This is a genomic window from Mycobacterium sp., assembly GCF_036488105.1.
GTDB lineage: Bacteria > Actinomycetota > Actinomycetes > Mycobacteriales > Mycobacteriaceae > Mycobacterium.
In genome coordinates, this window is record NZ_DASXHW010000515.1 from 16,296 (window position 1) to 32,111 (window position 15,816).

Consider the following 15,816-nt stretch of genomic DNA (forward strand, 5'->3'; position numbering starts at 1 on the left):
CCCGCGATGCCCAGTACCTCAGCGCCGCCGAAGACAACGGCCTTGAAAGAAGTAAGCACTCACACGTATGCTGAATATATGACTCAGCCAACGGTCGACACCGAGACGGCGTCGGCGTACGTCGAACGTCAGGCACTCGAATTGGTCAGCCGGCACGATCCGCGATCGATGAGCCGGCGGCACTTTCTCGGGGCCTGGTTTGACGCGGGGCTCACGTGGGTTCATTTCCCCAAGGGTCTCGGCGGTCTTGGTGTTCCGCGCGGCCTTCAGGCATCCGCCGATGTGGTCCTGCACGACGCCGGCGGCACGCATCCATTCACGTTGAATCCCATCGGGTATGGAATGGCGGCCCCCACAATCGTGGAGCACGCGCGACCCGAGCTCACACATGAATTACTGCGTCCCCTCGCTAGCTGCGAACACATCTGGTGCCAACTCTTTAGCGAGCCAGGGGCGGGCTCAGACCTTGCGGGCCTCGCGACCATGGCGGTGCGCACTGGTGATGACTGGGTGGTGAATGGCCAAAAGGTCTGGACAAGCGGAGCTCAAGTCGCTCGCTACGCACTGCTGCTCGCACGCACCGACCCTGATGTGCCGAAGCACAAGGGGTTGACCTACTTCATCCTTGACATGCACGCTCCGGGTGTCGACGTTCGGCCGCTCCGGCAGATGACCGGTCACTCAGAGTTCAACGAAGTCTTTCTGTCCGAAGTCCGGATACCGGATACTCACCGACTCGGGCCAACGGGCGACGGATGGCGAGTCGCGATGACGACGCTCATGAACGAGCGATCGGCGATCGGGGGCGGATCATCCCTTCGCGGGGCAGGCTCCATCTCTGATGCAATGGTGCTCTGGCGTGAAAGACCGGACAAGCACACGGCTGTACTTCGAGATCGGCTCGCAAGGTTGTGGACTCGGGCTGAAGTTCAGCGCATCACCGGACAGCGTGCGCGCGCGACCTCAAAGCTCGGTTCGCCGGGCCCAGAAGGTGCGATCTCGAAGCTTGTATCGGCGGAGCTAAATCAGGCCGTTTACGAGTTCTGTATGGATCTGCTTGGAGTGGAGGCCAGCCTGCACGATGACTACGGCGCGATCGATTCGTTGCGCAGAAGCGATGCGTTTTCCTCCGTCCAGCACTTATTCCTGCGCTCGCGTGCGAACACCATTGAGGGAGGCACCTCTGAGGTGCTTCGAAACATCCTCGGTGAGCGAATCCTTGGATTACCTGGAGATTTGCGAGCGGACTCCGGAAAAGCTTGGAAGGAGATAGCCCGTGGCTGAGCCGCTACCGGGATACGCACCCACTGTTGAGCAGGAAGAGTTACGTGCTTCCCTTCGGAAGTTTTTGGCGTCCACGACATCTGAAAGCGCTGTTCGAACACTCGTGGACACATCGGATGGCTTCGACCGAGCTACCTGGATCCGCCTTGGCTCTGAGATAGGAACGTTCGGACTCTCTGTGCCCGAGGATCTGGAGGGGGCCGGCGCCGGGCTGGTGGAACAGGCGATCGCCTGCGAGGAGTTCGGACGAAGTTTGCTGCCCGGACCCGTATTCGGGACGGTCGATCTTGCTATTCCACTGCTTTCCGCTCTCGGCGGCGACCAAGTGCTCCCGTCGGTGATTCGCGGTCAAAGCACGGCCGCCGTCGCCTTACCGCACAGCGGCATGGAATTCGATGCACAGTCGATCAGTGTTGGGGAATCCGGCGGACTCCTGACGGGTGAACTACCCCAAGTCGTCGACGGTAGCGCCGATTTGCTAATCGTGGCAGCGAAGCGTTCGGAAGGTTTTGGTCTGTTCCTCGTGGACGGCGCCGATCGAGTAAAGCTTCCAACGCTCGACCAGACACGGCGTCAGGCGCGGGTCTCGTTCGACGGTGTTCAAGGCCGCTTGCTTGCAGAGGGAGCTGATGCCCACGACGCTATCGAACGTGCGCTCTGGGTAGGCACAACGCTTTTGGCGGCGGAGCAGGTTGGCGGCGCCCAAAGACTGCTAGACATGTGCGTCGATTACGCGGGAACGCGTAGGCAGTTCGGTAGACGAATCGGTTCGTTCCAAGCGATAAAGCACAGGTGCGCCGACATGTTAGTGCTTGTGGAACATGCACGGTCGGCGGCGTATCACGCGGCCGGTTCACTTCAGACAGCCACGGACAATCCCCGGCTTGTCGCGAGCATCGCAAAGGCAACCTGCTCACAAGCCTTTCTGTCTGTCGCTAACAGCGCGATTCAGATTCACGGAGGTATCGGATTTACCTGGGAGCATCCAGCACACCTCTACCTCAAACGTGCAGTCACCGATGCAGCACTTCTCGGTAGCGCTGACGAGCATCTAGATCGAATAGCTTCGATCGTGATCGACCGTTCTCAAGACGTTGCTTAGCCCGACGAGAGTTGGAACGCGGCCAAGGCGCGGATGAAATCCTCGGGAGGAAGCAATATTCCGACATTATCGATGATCTGGCGCCAGGTAAACCTGTGATTCGTCCGCGAAAACGTTGAGGCAGAGGTTGTCTCGGCAGAGCTCCAACGATGTGTCTGGTAGCTTTTGCGACAGGGCATACGTTTGGGTTCAATCATGACCTACCGCGTCACCGATTCGTCCTGTGGGCGGTGGACGAGGACGTTGCAGAGACTTCCCCGGGTAGCGGTTTGTAGCTCCACCCAGGAATTCGGGTACGGATCGGGTACAAACCGGGCTGGAATCGGGCGGAATCGAATGACTGTCGTGCATAGTCGTTTTGGCTGATCGCCAGAGCGTTGCAGGAAGGGTTTGATGGTCGTTGCCGACGCGGGGGCCGAATGCGCGAATGTGCCGCCTCTGGGGGTCGCCATAGGTGTCGCGTAGTCGGAGGATTCCTTGGATGGCCCGTAGGCGGTGCAGAGCGTTCACCGTCGACAACTCGTCAAATGACCTTGGCGGCAACGGTATCAGCGCATCTCGCTCGATCGCGGTGAAAACTGATGCCGGTGTCTGACCGTCCAGGCTCCGATGCTTGTGCCGTCGGTAGACGTCGGTAGCCCACCGGACTGCGTCGCCCTGCATCTGGGCCAGGGAGGCGAATTCCCGGCCCGCGAAAGAAGGATTGACTTCAGATTAGGTGCCCTCTAACGTATAGAAGTTAGTGCTTACTGGTTTCAGATGACGGGCCAAACCAAGTGGATGTGAACCTGTTCGACGATGCGGTCAGGAAAGATCCGTGCTCCCTGTGCTGGGTGGCCCAGGCCCATGCTCCCAACCAGCCCCAAACCCCTTGACAGCCGCGCGGGCCGGTCGCTGATCACCACTGCAGGCGTAATCGAAGAGGATAGTTATGGCGGATTTGACGGGCCAGGTAGCGCTCGTGACTGGCGCTGGGTCGGGAATTGGCGCCGCGACTGCGAGCGAGCTCGCCAAGGCTGGCGCGAAGGTGTGTTGTGCGGACGTTAACGAGTCGGCCGCCGCCCGCGTCGCCGAAACCATCGGCCAGGCAGGAGGCGATGCGTTCGCCTTCGCAGTCGACGTCGTAGACGTTGCGGAGAACGAGGCGATGGTTGCGGCCATCGTGCAGAGATTCGGCGCGCTACACATCGCGCACCTCAACGCCGGTATTGAGACGGTCGGCACCATCTTCAAAACGACACCAGAGCAATGGGATTCAGTGCTCAACGTGAATCTGCGGGGTACGTTCCTTGGGCTGAAGTTCGCGGGCCAGCAGATCGTTGCGTCTGGGGGTGGTTCCGTCATCATCACCTCATCTGGTGCGGGACTGCTGGGCGCTGCCGGAGGCTCGGCCTACACGGCAAGCAAGCACGGAGTTCTCGGGCTGATGAAGTGCGCTTCGGCCGAGCTGGCGCCGCTCGGCGTCCGGGTCAATGCGATCTGCCCAGGGATCATCGACACGCCGATGCTAGGGCCAGCGCACGCTCAGGATGAAGTCCTCGCGTCACTCGGCGCGAGCCATCCCATCGGACGGGTCGGCACGACCGTCGAGGTCGCGAAACTCGTCGTGTTCCTCGCCGGCGCAGACGCGTCCTTCATAACCGGATCCGCGATTCCTGTGGACGGGGGCGTGACCAGCGTTTTTGGGAGCTTTACCAAAGAGCTTCGGTTGGCTCCTGCCGCAGACGCACGAGGACGAAGGTAGGAAGCGCTATGGCGTACGACGATTACGACATCGAGGTCGTGAAATCGGCTTGGATCGGCTCGATCGTCGCCCGCAGCGAAGGTAGGTACCCAGTCGAGTACGACGCGATTCGGCGGTATTGCAACATGATCCACGACGACAACCCGCTATATCTGGACCCGGACGCGGCGCGCGAAGGCCCCTATGCGGCGGTGATCGCACCAGGCCCGTTGCTGCCGTACTTCGCCGGTGACGGGCCATGGCCTCGGAAGCCGAAGACGGGCGCTGCGCGCCCAGGCTGGACCTACGGCGTACCCACCCCGGGCGATCGCGGGATCAACCTCGAAGTGTCGTGGGAGTACCTGCAACCAGTTCGGGTAGGGGATCGACTCTCGTCGGAGACGCGAATCGCCGACATCTTCTTCAAGCCGATCAAGATCGACCCTCTGGCCGTGTGCATCGTCACCGAGGCGCGTTTGACCAATCAGCATCATCGGGTCGTGGCCGAGGGTCGCAACTCGGTGCTGGTGCACCGGTCGAAGCGTCAGATCGCAGCCGACGGGGGCTCTGATGAATAGGCGTGTGGATTCGAAGGCAATCGCAGTGGCCGAGTGGGCTGATGCCGAGGTCGGACAACTCCTCGCGGGCGCCCAGGTGACTGTCGATTGGAATACGGTCGTCATGCAGGTCAGCGGTTCTCAGGACTGGAACCGGGTTCACCACGATCCCGACTTCGCTCAGGCCAGCGGTCACCCTTCGATATTCCTGAACACGGGTTGGACCAGCGCCATGCTGTTCAAGGTCGCGTCGGACTGGATCGGGTCGTCGGGTTGGGTCCAACGTTTCGACTTCCGGATGCGCCAGATGAACGCGTTCGGCGACACTGTGTCTTCCGGCGGGCAAGTGCGCGACAAACGAATGGATCCCGAGGGCCGTCCAGTGGTGGAGCTCGATTTGTGGCTGGAGAACGACCGGGTGGGTCGGACGACGGTTGCTTCCGCGACGGTCGTACTTCTGACCTCAATAGGAGGAGTCGAGTGACCGGCCACCAAGAGAAGGTGGATGGCCGCATGCCAGTCCTGGTGGGGATTGGGCTACAAAGCCAACGGGAGCCGGAACCTTTCGATGCGGACGAACCACTTTCGCTCATGCGGCGATCGTGTGCCGAAGTGGCGCGCGACACCGGTGTGGCCACGGTGCTCAGCGAAATCGACCGCGTCTACGTGCCAAAAGGGCGTTGGCGCTACCGGGATCCAGGCCGCGCAATTGCGACCTCGTTCGGGTCACACAACGTTCATTCGGTGCTTGCCCGCGTCGGAGTCCTGCAGGAGTCGCTCATCGCGGACGCGTGTAACAACATCGTCGCCGGCTCAGCGGACGTCTGCCTCGTCGTGGGAGGAGAGGCAGCCTTTCGCCTTCTGTGCGCCAGCAAGCGAGGTGACGAACTACACGACGAGCAGCAGGACACCGAACCCGACGAGACCTGGAGAGCGGACTCGCCGATTATGAATCCCGCTGAGATCGCGTCCGGCCTGGGGGAGGACGCCGTCGGGTACTACGCCATCATCGCCGCGGCGGCGCGCGCGGCGCGCGGCTGGTCGATCCGCGACGACATGGCCGCCACCGCCGCGTTGTACAGCGAACTCAGCGAGATTGCGGCTCGCAATCCCCATGCCTGGAAACGCTCACCGATTGCTGCCGGAGCAGTGGACCACGATTCATCGACCAACTCCATGCTGGCGTTTCCCTATCGCAGTGAGCACGCCAGTCGTTGGAGCGTAGACCAAGCATCGGCGCTGATCTTCACGTCAGTCGAGAAAGCCCGGGAGCTCCAGATCGATCCGGCCCGGTGGGTCTATCCGGTGTCGAGCGGCGTTTCCAATGCGATGGTTCCGCTGTCACAACGAGTCGTCCTGGGAGAAGCGCCAGGTGCCGAACTAGCCGCGTCAGCCGCGCTCGATCACGCCGGAACATCGGCGCGCTCGCTCGACCTGCTTGAGCTCTATTCGTGCTTTCCCAGCGCAATCCAATTACACGCGAAGGCCCTAGGCCTATCGTCTTCGCGGCCTGCTCCATCAATTACTGGCGGAATGCGTTATGCTGGTGGCCCTTTCAATAACTTCGTGCTGCACGCGACTGCTCAACTCGCCCTCGCGTTACGTCAAACAGGGCGGACCGGCTTGGTCTCGTCGGTGTCCGGTGTACTGACCAAGCAGGCATTCTCAGTGTGGTCGGCAACGGTTCCACACCAACACTTCCGATCAATCGACGTGTCGGAGGCTGTGCTCTCGGTGTCCCCTCCCCGTCAGCTTGCAGAGGACTATGCCGGTGCCGCCTCGATCCTCGGCTACACAGTGCTGGCGAGCCGGCGTGATCGTGCGGCAAGGGCGGTCGTGATAGCTGAATCGCCCGATGGTCGACGCGTGGTCGCATGGACTGACCACGACTCGGTGGTTCAAGCGATGACGGCCGAGGAGTTTTGCGGGCGCCTCGCATTCGTCGACCACGACGGGACATTCGAGGTCCGCGAGGATCCAGTGGCAGCGGGGGCCCGGTGAATTCAACGCGCCCGCTCTCTGACCACTGGGGCACGCAGGTCGTGCGGCTTGGCGGACAGCCGCCGTACCTGGCGTATGCGAATCGTTGGCGTACGGTTCGCGGTTTTCTCAGCGATGCCCGGCGATGGGGCGATCAGGAGTACTTGATCGAGAACGAACACCGGCTCACCTTTAATCAGTTCCTCGATCGCGTCGAGAGCACGAAGTGGATGCTTCGCGATGAACACGGGGTCAAGCGCGGCGATCGGGTGTTATTGCTCGGCGCGAACAGTGTGGACTGGATCATTGCGTTCTTCGCGGTGCTGGCATCGGGCGCAACGGTTGTGAGCGGAAACGCCTGGTGGAGTCGAAAAGAACTCGATCATGCGCTGTCCGTGGCGTCGCCAGTGCTGGTAATCGCGGACGGTCGTAGGGGGACGCTGATTCCGGCCGGATGGCAGGTCATGAGATTGCCGCTCGAGCTGCCCGCTACACAAACGATTCCGCAGGACGTTGACGTCGAGTCGCAGTTCGACGAGGAGTTGCCGGCAATCATCCTGTTCACCTCGGGCACCACCGGCGCACCCAAAGCGGCGACACTGTCACATCGATCGGTCATCGCAAACCAGCAGAATTTCCTCGTTGCGACGAGGCGACTCCCTTCGGAACTTGCGGCCGACCACCAAGGCGCCATTGCCTTGATCACCGTTCCGCTGTTCCACATGGGCGGGATCCAGTCGATCCTCGCCAGCTTGCTGACGGGCGGCAAGCTAGTACTCCACGTGGGGCGCTTCGACGCCCCGACGATCCTTCGGCTCATCCAGACCGAGAAGATTCAGTCGTGGGGTGGCGTGCCAACCATGATCGGTCGGGTCATCAACCACCCGGATTTGGTCGCGTGGGACACCTCGAGCCTGCGGTCCGTCACGGTGTCCGGAACCCATGTGAGCCCCCAGTTGTTCGAGCAAGTTCGCCACGCATTTCCAACGGCTCGGCGTAACGCGGGAACCATTTACGGAATGACGGAAACAGGAGGGACCCTCACCGCTGCCACAGGCAAGGATCTGGAATCTCGACCCGGCACTGTCGGTCGCCCCTTTCCCGTCGTGGAGTTGAAGATCGAAAACCCCGACGAGTCAGGCAATGGAGAGATCGTGGCCCGGTCTCCGACCAACATGACGGGGTACCTCGGGAGTTCGGAACCCTCTGTCGTCGATTCCGCGGGCTGGCTTCATACCGGTGACACCGGTCGAATCGACGATGAGGGTTACTTGTTCGTCGAGGGCCGGATCAAAGACGTCATCATTCGTGGTGGTGAGAATATCGCCAGCGCCAACGTGGAAGCGGCACTCAGCGAACATCCAGCGGTCGCGGAAGTAGCCGTTGTTGGTTTGCCGGACGACGAGTTCGGCGAAGTCGTCGCTGCCGTAGTGGTGCTGTGTGAGGGCCTTGAAGTGACAACCGAGGACCTGAAAGCGTTTGCCGCCGACAGATTGGCCTACTTCGAGGTTCCCAGCCGTTGGTGGTTGAGGCGCCAACAGTTACCGACCAACGCGACGGGCAAGGTCGTTAAACAATCGCTGCGCGAAGGTTGGCCGAAAAATGACCAGCGGAACGGGGCGTTCACATGAGTACTGCGATGCCGGCGGAGGCGTCGCAGGCGGGATTCGTATCGGGAGACACCTTTTATCCGCGAAGCCAGATGCTTGCCAGCGCTGCGCGAGCGGCGACCGGGCTGGCATCCCGTGGCGTCGGCCCCGGGGACAGCGTTGCGTTTCTCATGCGCAACGATGTCCCGATCCTGGAACTGACCGTCGGCGCCGGCCTCTTGGGTGCGGTCACCGTTCCCATCAATTGGCATCTCAAGGGCGCCGAGATCGAGTACATCCTCACGGACTGCGGCGCGTCCGTGCTCGTCGCGCATGCCGACCTCGTCGGCCCGATCCGTGAGGTGATCCCGACTTCTGTGCAGGTGATCACCGTCGACACCCCAGCGCACATCGGACGCGCCTACGAAGTTGCCCCTGGCGTGCGCGTCGCGCCCGCGGGCGACGTTCGGTGGCTGGACTGGATCGGTTCACACGAGCCGTGGGACGGACCGGTTGGGGATTCGCCGCGCAGCCTGATCTACACGTCTGGCACCACAGGACGTCCCAAAGGAGTGCGCAGGCAAGCCGCTACCATGGGGCAGCGGGCCGCGTTCGCTAGCGCCGCGCGGCAGACGCTGGGTTTGACCGAAGCCAGCAGGACCATCATCACCGCACCCATGTATCACAGCGCCCCAAACGCCACGGCGATGTTCGCGCTACAGATTGGGGCAACGGCGGTACTGCAGTCCCGTTTCGACGCGGAGGACCTGCTTAGGCTGATCGACCGTCATCAGATAACCGCTCTGCAATTGGTTCCTACGATGTTCGTGCAACTCTTGAATTTGCCGGACGACGTGCGTAGTCGCTACGACCTGAGCTCCCTGGCGCACGTGGTGCACACCGCCGCCCCGTGTCCGCCCGATATCAAACGTCGGATGATCGAGTGGTGGGGACCGGTGATCTACGAATTCTATGGATCCACTGAAGCCGGAGCCGTCACGTTCTGCTCCAGCGAGGAGTGGCTCGCGCACCCCGGAACGGTGGGGCGTCCCGTCGACGGTGCCACGGTCAAGATTCTCGATGACAATGGGCGGGAGCTGCCTGCCGGAGCCATCGGTGACGTTTATTCCCGACACGAAGCGTTGTCCGAGTTCAGTTACCACGGCGATTTGCCGACTCCTGACCAGGTGGACTCCCTGGTGTCCTCTGGGGATGTGGGTTATCTCGATCAGGATGGATTTCTCCATATCTGCGACCGCAAGGTCGATATGGTCATCCTCGGCGGCACGAACGTCTACCCGGCGGAAATCGAATCTGTTCTCGGTGGCATGCCGGACGTGGCTGACTGTGCGGTGTTCGGCGTTCCCGATGAACGCCTCGGCGAGGTTCTGGCCGCGGTGATTCAGCTGACTCCCGGTAGTTCCGTCGGCGCCGACGACGTCACGACATTTCTTCGCGAGCGCATCGCCAACTTCAAAGTGCCCAAGGTCATTGAGTTTCGGGCAGAGCTTCCGCGGGAGGATTCGGGCAAGATCTTCAAGCGCCGGCTTCGCGACGCATATTGGCAGGCACACGAGCGGATGGTCTAGTCCCTCGAGTCAATCTGAACACCGGCAGCTACTTGGTCGGGGACTACGCGGGCCTCCCAATGAAGAGAGTAGGTACTTGCTATCTATTATCGGCACCGGTACCGTCGGGTCGTGACCTGGCGGGCGGCCGCAGGAGACGGGGAGAACCCAATCCATCCGGGCGGCGTAGTGAGAACTGACTATTTCGGCTGGGAGGCTGTGGCATGACGACGCAGGAGACAACGACGACCGAATCGCTTAACGACGAGGTCGCCCAGGATGCGGGGGCGCCGTCACCGACGATGTCCCTCGACGAGGCCATCTACACGACGAGGGCCATGCGGAGGTTGCGCACCGACCCTGTGCCCCCGGAGCTGCTGTCGCAGATCGTCGAGGCGGCGACCATGGGTCCGTCGGGAAACTTCATGCAGAACTGGCGCTTCTACGTCGTCACCGATCGCGACCAGGTCGGCAAGCTCGGCGACTTGTGGAGCCAGATCTATGAACGGGTCCGGCATCGAGGCGACCAGCTTCCCGAGACTCTGCTCAAGTCCTGCGAGTACATGATCGCGCACTTCCGCGACGTCCCAGCGGTCGTGCTTGCCGGAGCCACAAACTTTCCCGGACGCGACGCCAACTTGGTATTGACGGCGACGTGGTATGCGAGCATCCTCCCGTCGGTGCAGAACCTGATGCTCGCGGCGCGCGCGCGGGGCCTCGGAACCACACTCACCACCCTGCTGCTCGCCGCGCACGACGACGTTCTCGACATCCTCGGCGTCGATGACGACGTCACCTTGGTCGCCTGCATCCCGCTCGGCTACCCAAAAGGGCGATTTGGCCGGCCGGCCCGAAATCCCGTCGATGCTGTGGCGCGCCTCGACGGTCGCCCTCTGCCGCCACCCGCGATCACCTACCACGAGCCTGCGCCGCTCGGACAGTCCACGCCCTCGGCGACGGGCAGCTGACAACACCATCTCGCCGATGTCATGACGGTCTCCGGGTCCGCGGCCCTGTTAGTCATCGCGGGGATCGGGCCTTACTGACCGGGCTGCTCCGGCACGGGCTGGCGCTGGCGTGCGACGCCGTAGAGAATTAACTGCGACAACTCGGCGATGATCTCGTCCCTACTCGGGCGCCGGCCGTTACCTGCCGGCATCAACCAGTCCTCGAAGAGCGCCATCGACATGATCATGCCGACGAAGCCGCGGTTGGCCACGAACACGTCGATCGGCTCGAGAGCACGGGCTTGGATAAAGTCCTTCTCGCTCCATCGCGCCAGCGTGTCGATGGCTTCAATGAACAGCGGAGCCTTCTCGAGGCTGACTACTTCGGGATCGAACACGCTTGTGGCGATGTAGGTGATCATCAATCCGCGGTTGTCGCGGAAAAGATCGTAGAAACTCCCGATCAGCTCAGATGCAAGCTGTTCAGGCGACGCGATGTGCCAGTCATTGGCGCGTTGATTTTTCCAGTCACTAATGAACTGCGTGAACGGCCCCAAAGTGACCTCGGAGAACAGCGCTGCTTTGGAGCCGAAGTTTCGAAACAGCAGCGCTTCGGCCACGTCTGCCCGTTCAGCAATCATTCGGGTCGTCGTGCGCGCGTACCCCGACTCTTCGAACAATTCTCTCGCGGCCTGCAGGAGCAGCCGTCGACCCTCGCCTGGAGCACGCCGAGCGTGGCGCGTTTGCTCAGCCCCAGGTGATCCGTCATTTGTCGCTATTTTGTCAGCCACTCGATGCCCACCTCGACAGGTCGTTTTGTTTGCCTGAGGTACATGGTAAGTGCTTACGATCAACTGGATGTCTACATTCAGCTTCAGGCGCCGCTGTGAGCGCCAGCTTCGTCTACCAGTGACCGCGGAATGTTGATCGTCTTGTGCTCGAGATAGGTGGCGATTCCCTCGGGCCCGAACTCCCTACCGTAGCCAGAACTCTTTCGTCCCCCAAACGGAGCGTCCGAGTTGAGCGTGAACGAGTTGACCGAGACGGTGCCCGTGATGAGTCGCTTGGCAACTTCCACGCCGGTCTGGGGATCACTGGTGTACACCCCGCCGTGCAAACCGTAGGGGGAATCGTTGGCCAAGGCGATTGCCTCGTCGACGCCGTCGTAGGGAATCACGACGACGACTGGTCCGAAGATCTCCTCGCGTGCGACCCGCATACTGTTGTTGACACCGGAATATACGGTCGGCTCTACGTAGTAACCCCGGTCGAGGTCGCCAGGTCGAATTCCTCCAGCCTCAAGCACCGCACCCTCGGCTTCGGCCAGACGGAGATAACCTTCAACGCGGTCGCGTTGTCGCGACGAGACTAGCGGACCGACGTCGGTGCCCGGCTCGAACGGATCTCCTACCCGCAGCTTCTTCGCCGCCGCCGAGAAGCTGTCCACAACTTCCTGGTAACGCGTCCTTGGGGCGAGCACCCGGGTGAGCGCGGCGCACACCTGACCGGCGTTGTAAAAGGCGCCCGCAGACATCGACGGCATCGCTACGTCCAGATCGACATCCTCGAGAACGATGGCGGCAGACTTTCCGCCGAGCTCCAGGCATGCGCGTTTCAGCTGCCGCCCACACGTCGCGCCTATTTCCCGTCCCGCCGAGGTGCTCCCAGTGAATGACACCTTGTCGACGCCGGGGTGTGAAACCAAATGCTCTCCAACGGCCCTGTCGCCAGGCACGATGCTCAATACTCCAGCGGGAAGGCCGGCCGCATAAAGTGCGTCTCCGAGATAGAACGCACTGACCGGTGTCTCCTCCGCGGGCTTCAGGACGACCGTGCAGCCAGCGAGTAGGGCGGGGATGATCTTGAGGATGCTGAAGTAAAAAGGGGCGTTCCAGGCAATTATTGCAGCGACGACGCCCACCGGCTCCTGTTCGACGAGAGCCCAGCCTTGACGTCCCTTGCGTGCGGTCTCCCGCGATACTTCGGCGGAGTAGCGCACAAATGCCTTCGCCATCCCTAATGCTCCTGGCACCTGCTGCCCGACCGAGTCGGCGAAAGGTGCCCCCATCTCCTGAGTGACCAGGGTGGCGATCTCGCTCGTCGATTGGGCAAGTAGCCGAACCGCTCTGAGGACCACCTCCGCACGTTCGTCTGGCGACATTCGCGGCCACGGCCCTGTGTCGAACGCGGTCCGAGCCGCTGTCACCGCGAGATCGATGTCCGAGGTCTCCGCACGTCGAACTTCGGTGACCACCTCCTCGGTCGACGGCGAAATCACTGCGAGCCACTCGGATCCCTCGCCACGCCAGTCCCCGCCAATGAGCAATTCGCTGCGGTCGTACTTCACAGGTCTCCTCCAGGTTATCGCACCTAGTCGATAGTATATAGTAAGCACTTACACATCTCACGATGGGTGACCGGTGCCGCAGGGACAGCCGTAGTGCAGAAGTGATCCTGCTAATTCTCAACGGCCAAGGAGTCAGTCATATGTCGCAGGAAGTGCTCGTCGTCGATGACCCATTGCCGGGTGTGCGTCGGCTGACGCTCAACCGCCCCGAGAAGCGGAACGCTCTGAGCGACGATCTTCGACTCGCATTGTTCGAGTCGTTGCGGGCAGCGGACAACTCACGTGACGTCTCGGTCATCGTGATTCGCGGTGCAGGCGACTGCTTCTCAGCGGGATACGACCTGGAAAAGTGGGTTCAGCCCGTTGAGCGGCACACCGCAAAAGTCGACGGCTGGTGGCCGAGGCACGTCGTCGCCGGTTGGTTTGAAATGTGGGATCTAGCCACACCGGTCGTGGCGCAGGTCCACGGTTGGTGCCTGGCCGGCGGCTCGGAGTTGGCGGCCGCGTGCGACATCGTCTACATCGCCGACGACGCGAGAGTCGGATACCCACCCGTCCGTTCGATGTCGACGCCCGACATGGTCTGGCAGCCTTGGTTACTGGGTATGCGCCGCGGAATGGAGGCTTTGCTTACTGGGGACTGGATCTCTGGAGCGGAGGCCGCTGAATTGGGATTCGCCACGCGGAGCTTTCCGCCAGCCGAACTTGAGAGTGCCGTGCTGAACATCGCCGAGCGGGTGAGCAAGGTTCCATCCGACATTCTGGCCGTCAACAAGCGCGCGTGTCATCGATCAATGGAGGCAGCCGGGATCCGAACGGGCATGCGAGCATGCGCGGAACTCAATGCCCTTGGGTTCCACCAACGATCATCCAAGGACTTCATGAGATCCATGGCGGCCAACGGCGTCCGCAATAGCTTGTCGGGCCGCGACAAGACCTTCGGCGACTATCGGGAACAGGGCGAGCAGGCGTCGGTGACTGAGCACGATGTCTGATTTCGCCTCGGCATGGGGCACCCGGATAGTCACCGAGCAGGTACTCGGCGTGCCAGGCAGTGTCTTCGAATGCCGTCCACGCTCGGTCGCTGATCTCCTCGTCAATGCACATCGGTTCGGCGACCGGCCGCATGTCATCCAAGGCGAGCTGCGCCTGACATTCGACCAATTGCTAGGGACGACGGCCTCATTCGCTGAACAGCTTCGAGGGCGCTTCTCGTTGACTCGAGGCGATCGTGTTCTGCTCCTTGGCGCGAACTCGATCGAGTGGATCGCCATGTTTTGGACGTGCGTGAGTCAAGGGTGGGTGGTCTGCACCGGCAACGCGTGGTGGAGTCGTGACGTCATCGCCGAGGTCATCGGAATGATGGATCTGCGACTCGTCGTTGCCGACGAACGTCGGCTACCTCTGGTGCCCAACGACGTCGCGAGCGTTAGCTTCGACGAGCTGGCACTTTCCGGAGCCGGCTCGGATGCGAGCCGCGTGGTCGATGTCGATGAAGACGACCCCGCGGTCATCGTCTTCACGTCAGGAACGACCGGAACTCCGAAAGGCGCAGTACTCAGTCATCGCAATCTGATTGCCTCGACCCAGAACACGCTGGTCAGTTCGCATCAACTCCCCGCCCGAGGGACGTCACGGCAGCGCACCTCCCTCTTGTCGGTACCGCTGTTCCACGTCGGCGCGGTTCAACAGCTGCTGTTGTCGATCTTCGCCGGTGGAACCATGACATTCCTGAAGGGACGTTTCGACCCTCGCGAGGTGATTCGGCTCTTACGAGAGGAGCAGATTGTGGCGTGGTCAGCGGTGCCAACCATGGTGTCGCGCACGCTGGATGCGATGGAAGCGACCCCGGGTGCTTCCGGCGACAAGCTTGCGCTGCGCTCGCTCACCATGGGCGCAGCCCCGGTTGCCGGTGTCCTCTGGGAGCGTGTCAACGCGTGCTTTCCAGACGTCAAACGAGGGGCGGCCGTGTCGTACGGCCTCACTGAAGCCGCCGGAGCGGTGACAGCGGCTGTCGGGCAGGATCTGGCGGACCGGCCAGGCTCGGTGGGCAGGCCACTGCCGACCATCGAGCTGGCCGTCGACAAGCCGGACGCTGAAGGCGTCGGCGAGATCCTCGTCCGCGGGCCCACCGTGATGCTCGGCTACTGGAACGAGCCGAACTCGTCAGTCATCACCTCGGACCGGTGGTTGCGGACCGGAGACCTTGGGCGGATTGACGCCGATGGCTACCTGTACCTGACCGGTCGAGGGAAGGACGTCGTGATCCGAGGTGGTGAGAACATCTCGGCCCGCCGCGTCGAGGCGAGACTGCAAGAGCATCCGGCCGTGCTGGACGTCGCCGTGATTGGACTACCACACGCCGATCTCGGTGAGGAAGTTGCTGCCGCGGTCGTGCTCCGAATCAATGCCCTGGCCACGGTGGCCGAACTCGCGGCATTCGCCACTGAAGGCTTGGCCCATTTCGAGGTGCCCACCCGCTGGTCGATCTCCCATACCGATCTCCCACGGACCGCATCGGGCAAGGTCGTCAAGCGCGAGGTAGCAGCGTCGCGCTGGGGCCTGACCGTGGAAAACCTGGGTCAGCGGCGATGGTCCCAGCACGCTGATGCGGGTGCTCGATCACCTGGGCCGGCCCGAGCGGCAGACAGTCACTCGATCACCTGGGATGGCCCGAGCGGCAGACAGTCACACCCAACAAGACAAGGAAGGTCCTGAT

General features: G+C 62.1%; 13 protein-coding genes. 11 read left to right on the plus strand and 2 right to left on the minus strand.

Going from position 1 to position 15,816, the window contains the following annotated elements:
* Positions 1-6: 6 nt before the first annotated feature.
* The 9 genes from VGH54_RS27095 (at position 7) to VGH54_RS27135 (ending at position 10,771) form a co-directional block, all read left to right on the plus strand.
* Positions 7-1,284 (plus strand): acyl-CoA dehydrogenase family protein, encoded by a 1,278-nt coding sequence (locus tag VGH54_RS27095; protein ID WP_414688821.1) that lies wholly within the window; start codon positions 7-9, stop codon positions 1,282-1,284.
* Positions 1,277-2,386, plus strand: coding sequence for an acyl-CoA dehydrogenase family protein (locus VGH54_RS27100; RefSeq protein ID WP_331515217.1), 1,110 nt, complete (start codon positions 1,277-1,279; stop codon positions 2,384-2,386). Before VGH54_RS27095 ends, VGH54_RS27100 begins: the two co-directional genes overlap by 8 nt.
* A gap of 931 nt (positions 2,387-3,317) precedes the next feature.
* Positions 3,318-4,130, plus strand: coding sequence for an SDR family NAD(P)-dependent oxidoreductase (locus VGH54_RS27105; protein WP_331515218.1), 813 nt, complete (start codon positions 3,318-3,320; stop codon positions 4,128-4,130).
* An 8-nt stretch (positions 4,131-4,138) separates the two neighbouring features.
* Positions 4,139-4,687: a MaoC family dehydratase gene (locus tag VGH54_RS27110; protein WP_331515219.1), complete on the plus strand. Its 549-nt coding sequence runs from the start codon at positions 4,139-4,141 to the stop codon at positions 4,685-4,687.
* A gap of 4 nt (positions 4,688-4,691) precedes the next feature.
* Positions 4,692-5,150, plus strand: a complete 459-nt coding sequence (locus tag VGH54_RS27115; RefSeq protein ID WP_331515220.1) for a hypothetical protein — start codon at positions 4,692-4,694, stop codon at positions 5,148-5,150.
* 128 nt (positions 5,151-5,278) lie between these two features.
* The gene (locus VGH54_RS27120) at positions 5,279-6,667 is read left to right on the plus strand and encodes a hypothetical protein (RefSeq protein ID WP_331515221.1); all 1,389 of its coding nucleotides are present in this window, start codon (positions 5,279-5,281) and stop codon (positions 6,665-6,667) included.
* Positions 6,664-8,277 (plus strand): class I adenylate-forming enzyme family protein, encoded by a 1,614-nt coding sequence (locus tag VGH54_RS27125; RefSeq protein ID WP_331515222.1) that lies wholly within the window; start codon positions 6,664-6,666, stop codon positions 8,275-8,277. The genes VGH54_RS27120 and VGH54_RS27125 overlap by 4 nt, the downstream gene beginning before the upstream one ends.
* Positions 8,274-9,824: an acyl-CoA synthetase gene (locus VGH54_RS27130; protein ID WP_331515223.1), complete on the plus strand. Its 1,551-nt coding sequence runs from the start codon at positions 8,274-8,276 to the stop codon at positions 9,822-9,824. The genes VGH54_RS27125 and VGH54_RS27130 overlap by 4 nt, the downstream gene beginning before the upstream one ends.
* Before the next feature lie 203 nt (positions 9,825-10,027).
* The gene (locus VGH54_RS27135; protein WP_331515224.1) at positions 10,028-10,771 is read left to right on the plus strand and encodes a nitroreductase family protein; all 744 of its coding nucleotides are present in this window, start codon (positions 10,028-10,030) and stop codon (positions 10,769-10,771) included.
* Between the two features lie 71 nt (positions 10,772-10,842).
* On the opposite strand, the gene VGH54_RS27140 is transcribed toward VGH54_RS27135, so the two are convergent.
* Both VGH54_RS27140 and VGH54_RS27145 read right to left on the minus strand, forming a co-directional pair.
* On the minus strand, positions 10,843-11,541 hold the full coding sequence (locus VGH54_RS27140) for a helix-turn-helix domain-containing protein (protein ID WP_331515225.1): 699 nt from the start codon (positions 11,539-11,541) through the stop codon (positions 10,843-10,845).
* Positions 11,542-11,624: 83 nt separating this feature from the next.
* Complete coding sequence (locus tag VGH54_RS27145; RefSeq protein ID WP_331515226.1) at positions 11,625-13,097, minus strand: aldehyde dehydrogenase; 1,473 nt, start codon at positions 13,095-13,097, stop codon at positions 11,625-11,627.
* 140 nt (positions 13,098-13,237) lie between these two features.
* Between VGH54_RS27145 and VGH54_RS27150 the strand changes: the two genes are divergently transcribed.
* On the plus strand, positions 13,238-14,092 hold the full coding sequence (locus VGH54_RS27150) for an enoyl-CoA hydratase-related protein (RefSeq protein WP_331515227.1): 855 nt from the start codon (positions 13,238-13,240) through the stop codon (positions 14,090-14,092).
* Positions 14,085-15,815 carry a class I adenylate-forming enzyme family protein gene (locus VGH54_RS27155; protein WP_331515228.1) on the plus strand — a complete coding sequence of 577 codons (1,731 nt, stop codon included), beginning with the start codon at positions 14,085-14,087 and terminating at the stop codon, positions 15,813-15,815. Before VGH54_RS27150 ends, VGH54_RS27155 begins: the two co-directional genes overlap by 8 nt.
* The last annotated feature ends 1 nt before the right edge of the window (position 15,816 follow it).

Bases quoted from the DNA above. Each gene is read 5' to 3' on its own strand.
- VGH54_RS27095 (WP_414688821.1), top strand. From the start codon at position 7: ATGCCCAGTACCTCAGCGCCGCCGAAGACAACGGCCTTGAAAGAAGTA.
- VGH54_RS27135 (WP_331515224.1), top strand. From the start codon at position 10,028: ATGACGACGCAGGAGACAACGACGACCGAATCGCTTAACGACGAGGTC.
- VGH54_RS27130 (WP_331515223.1), top strand. From the start codon at position 8,274: ATGAGTACTGCGATGCCGGCGGAGGCGTCGCAGGCGGGATTCGTATCG.
- VGH54_RS27150 (WP_331515227.1), top strand. From the start codon at position 13,238: ATGTCGCAGGAAGTGCTCGTCGTCGATGACCCATTGCCGGGTGTGCGT.
- VGH54_RS27110 (WP_331515219.1), top strand. From the start codon at position 4,139: ATGGCGTACGACGATTACGACATCGAGGTCGTGAAATCGGCTTGGATC.
- VGH54_RS27155 (WP_331515228.1), top strand. From the start codon at position 14,085: ATGTCTGATTTCGCCTCGGCATGGGGCACCCGGATAGTCACCGAGCAG.
- VGH54_RS27105 (WP_331515218.1), top strand. From the start codon at position 3,318: ATGGCGGATTTGACGGGCCAGGTAGCGCTCGTGACTGGCGCTGGGTCG.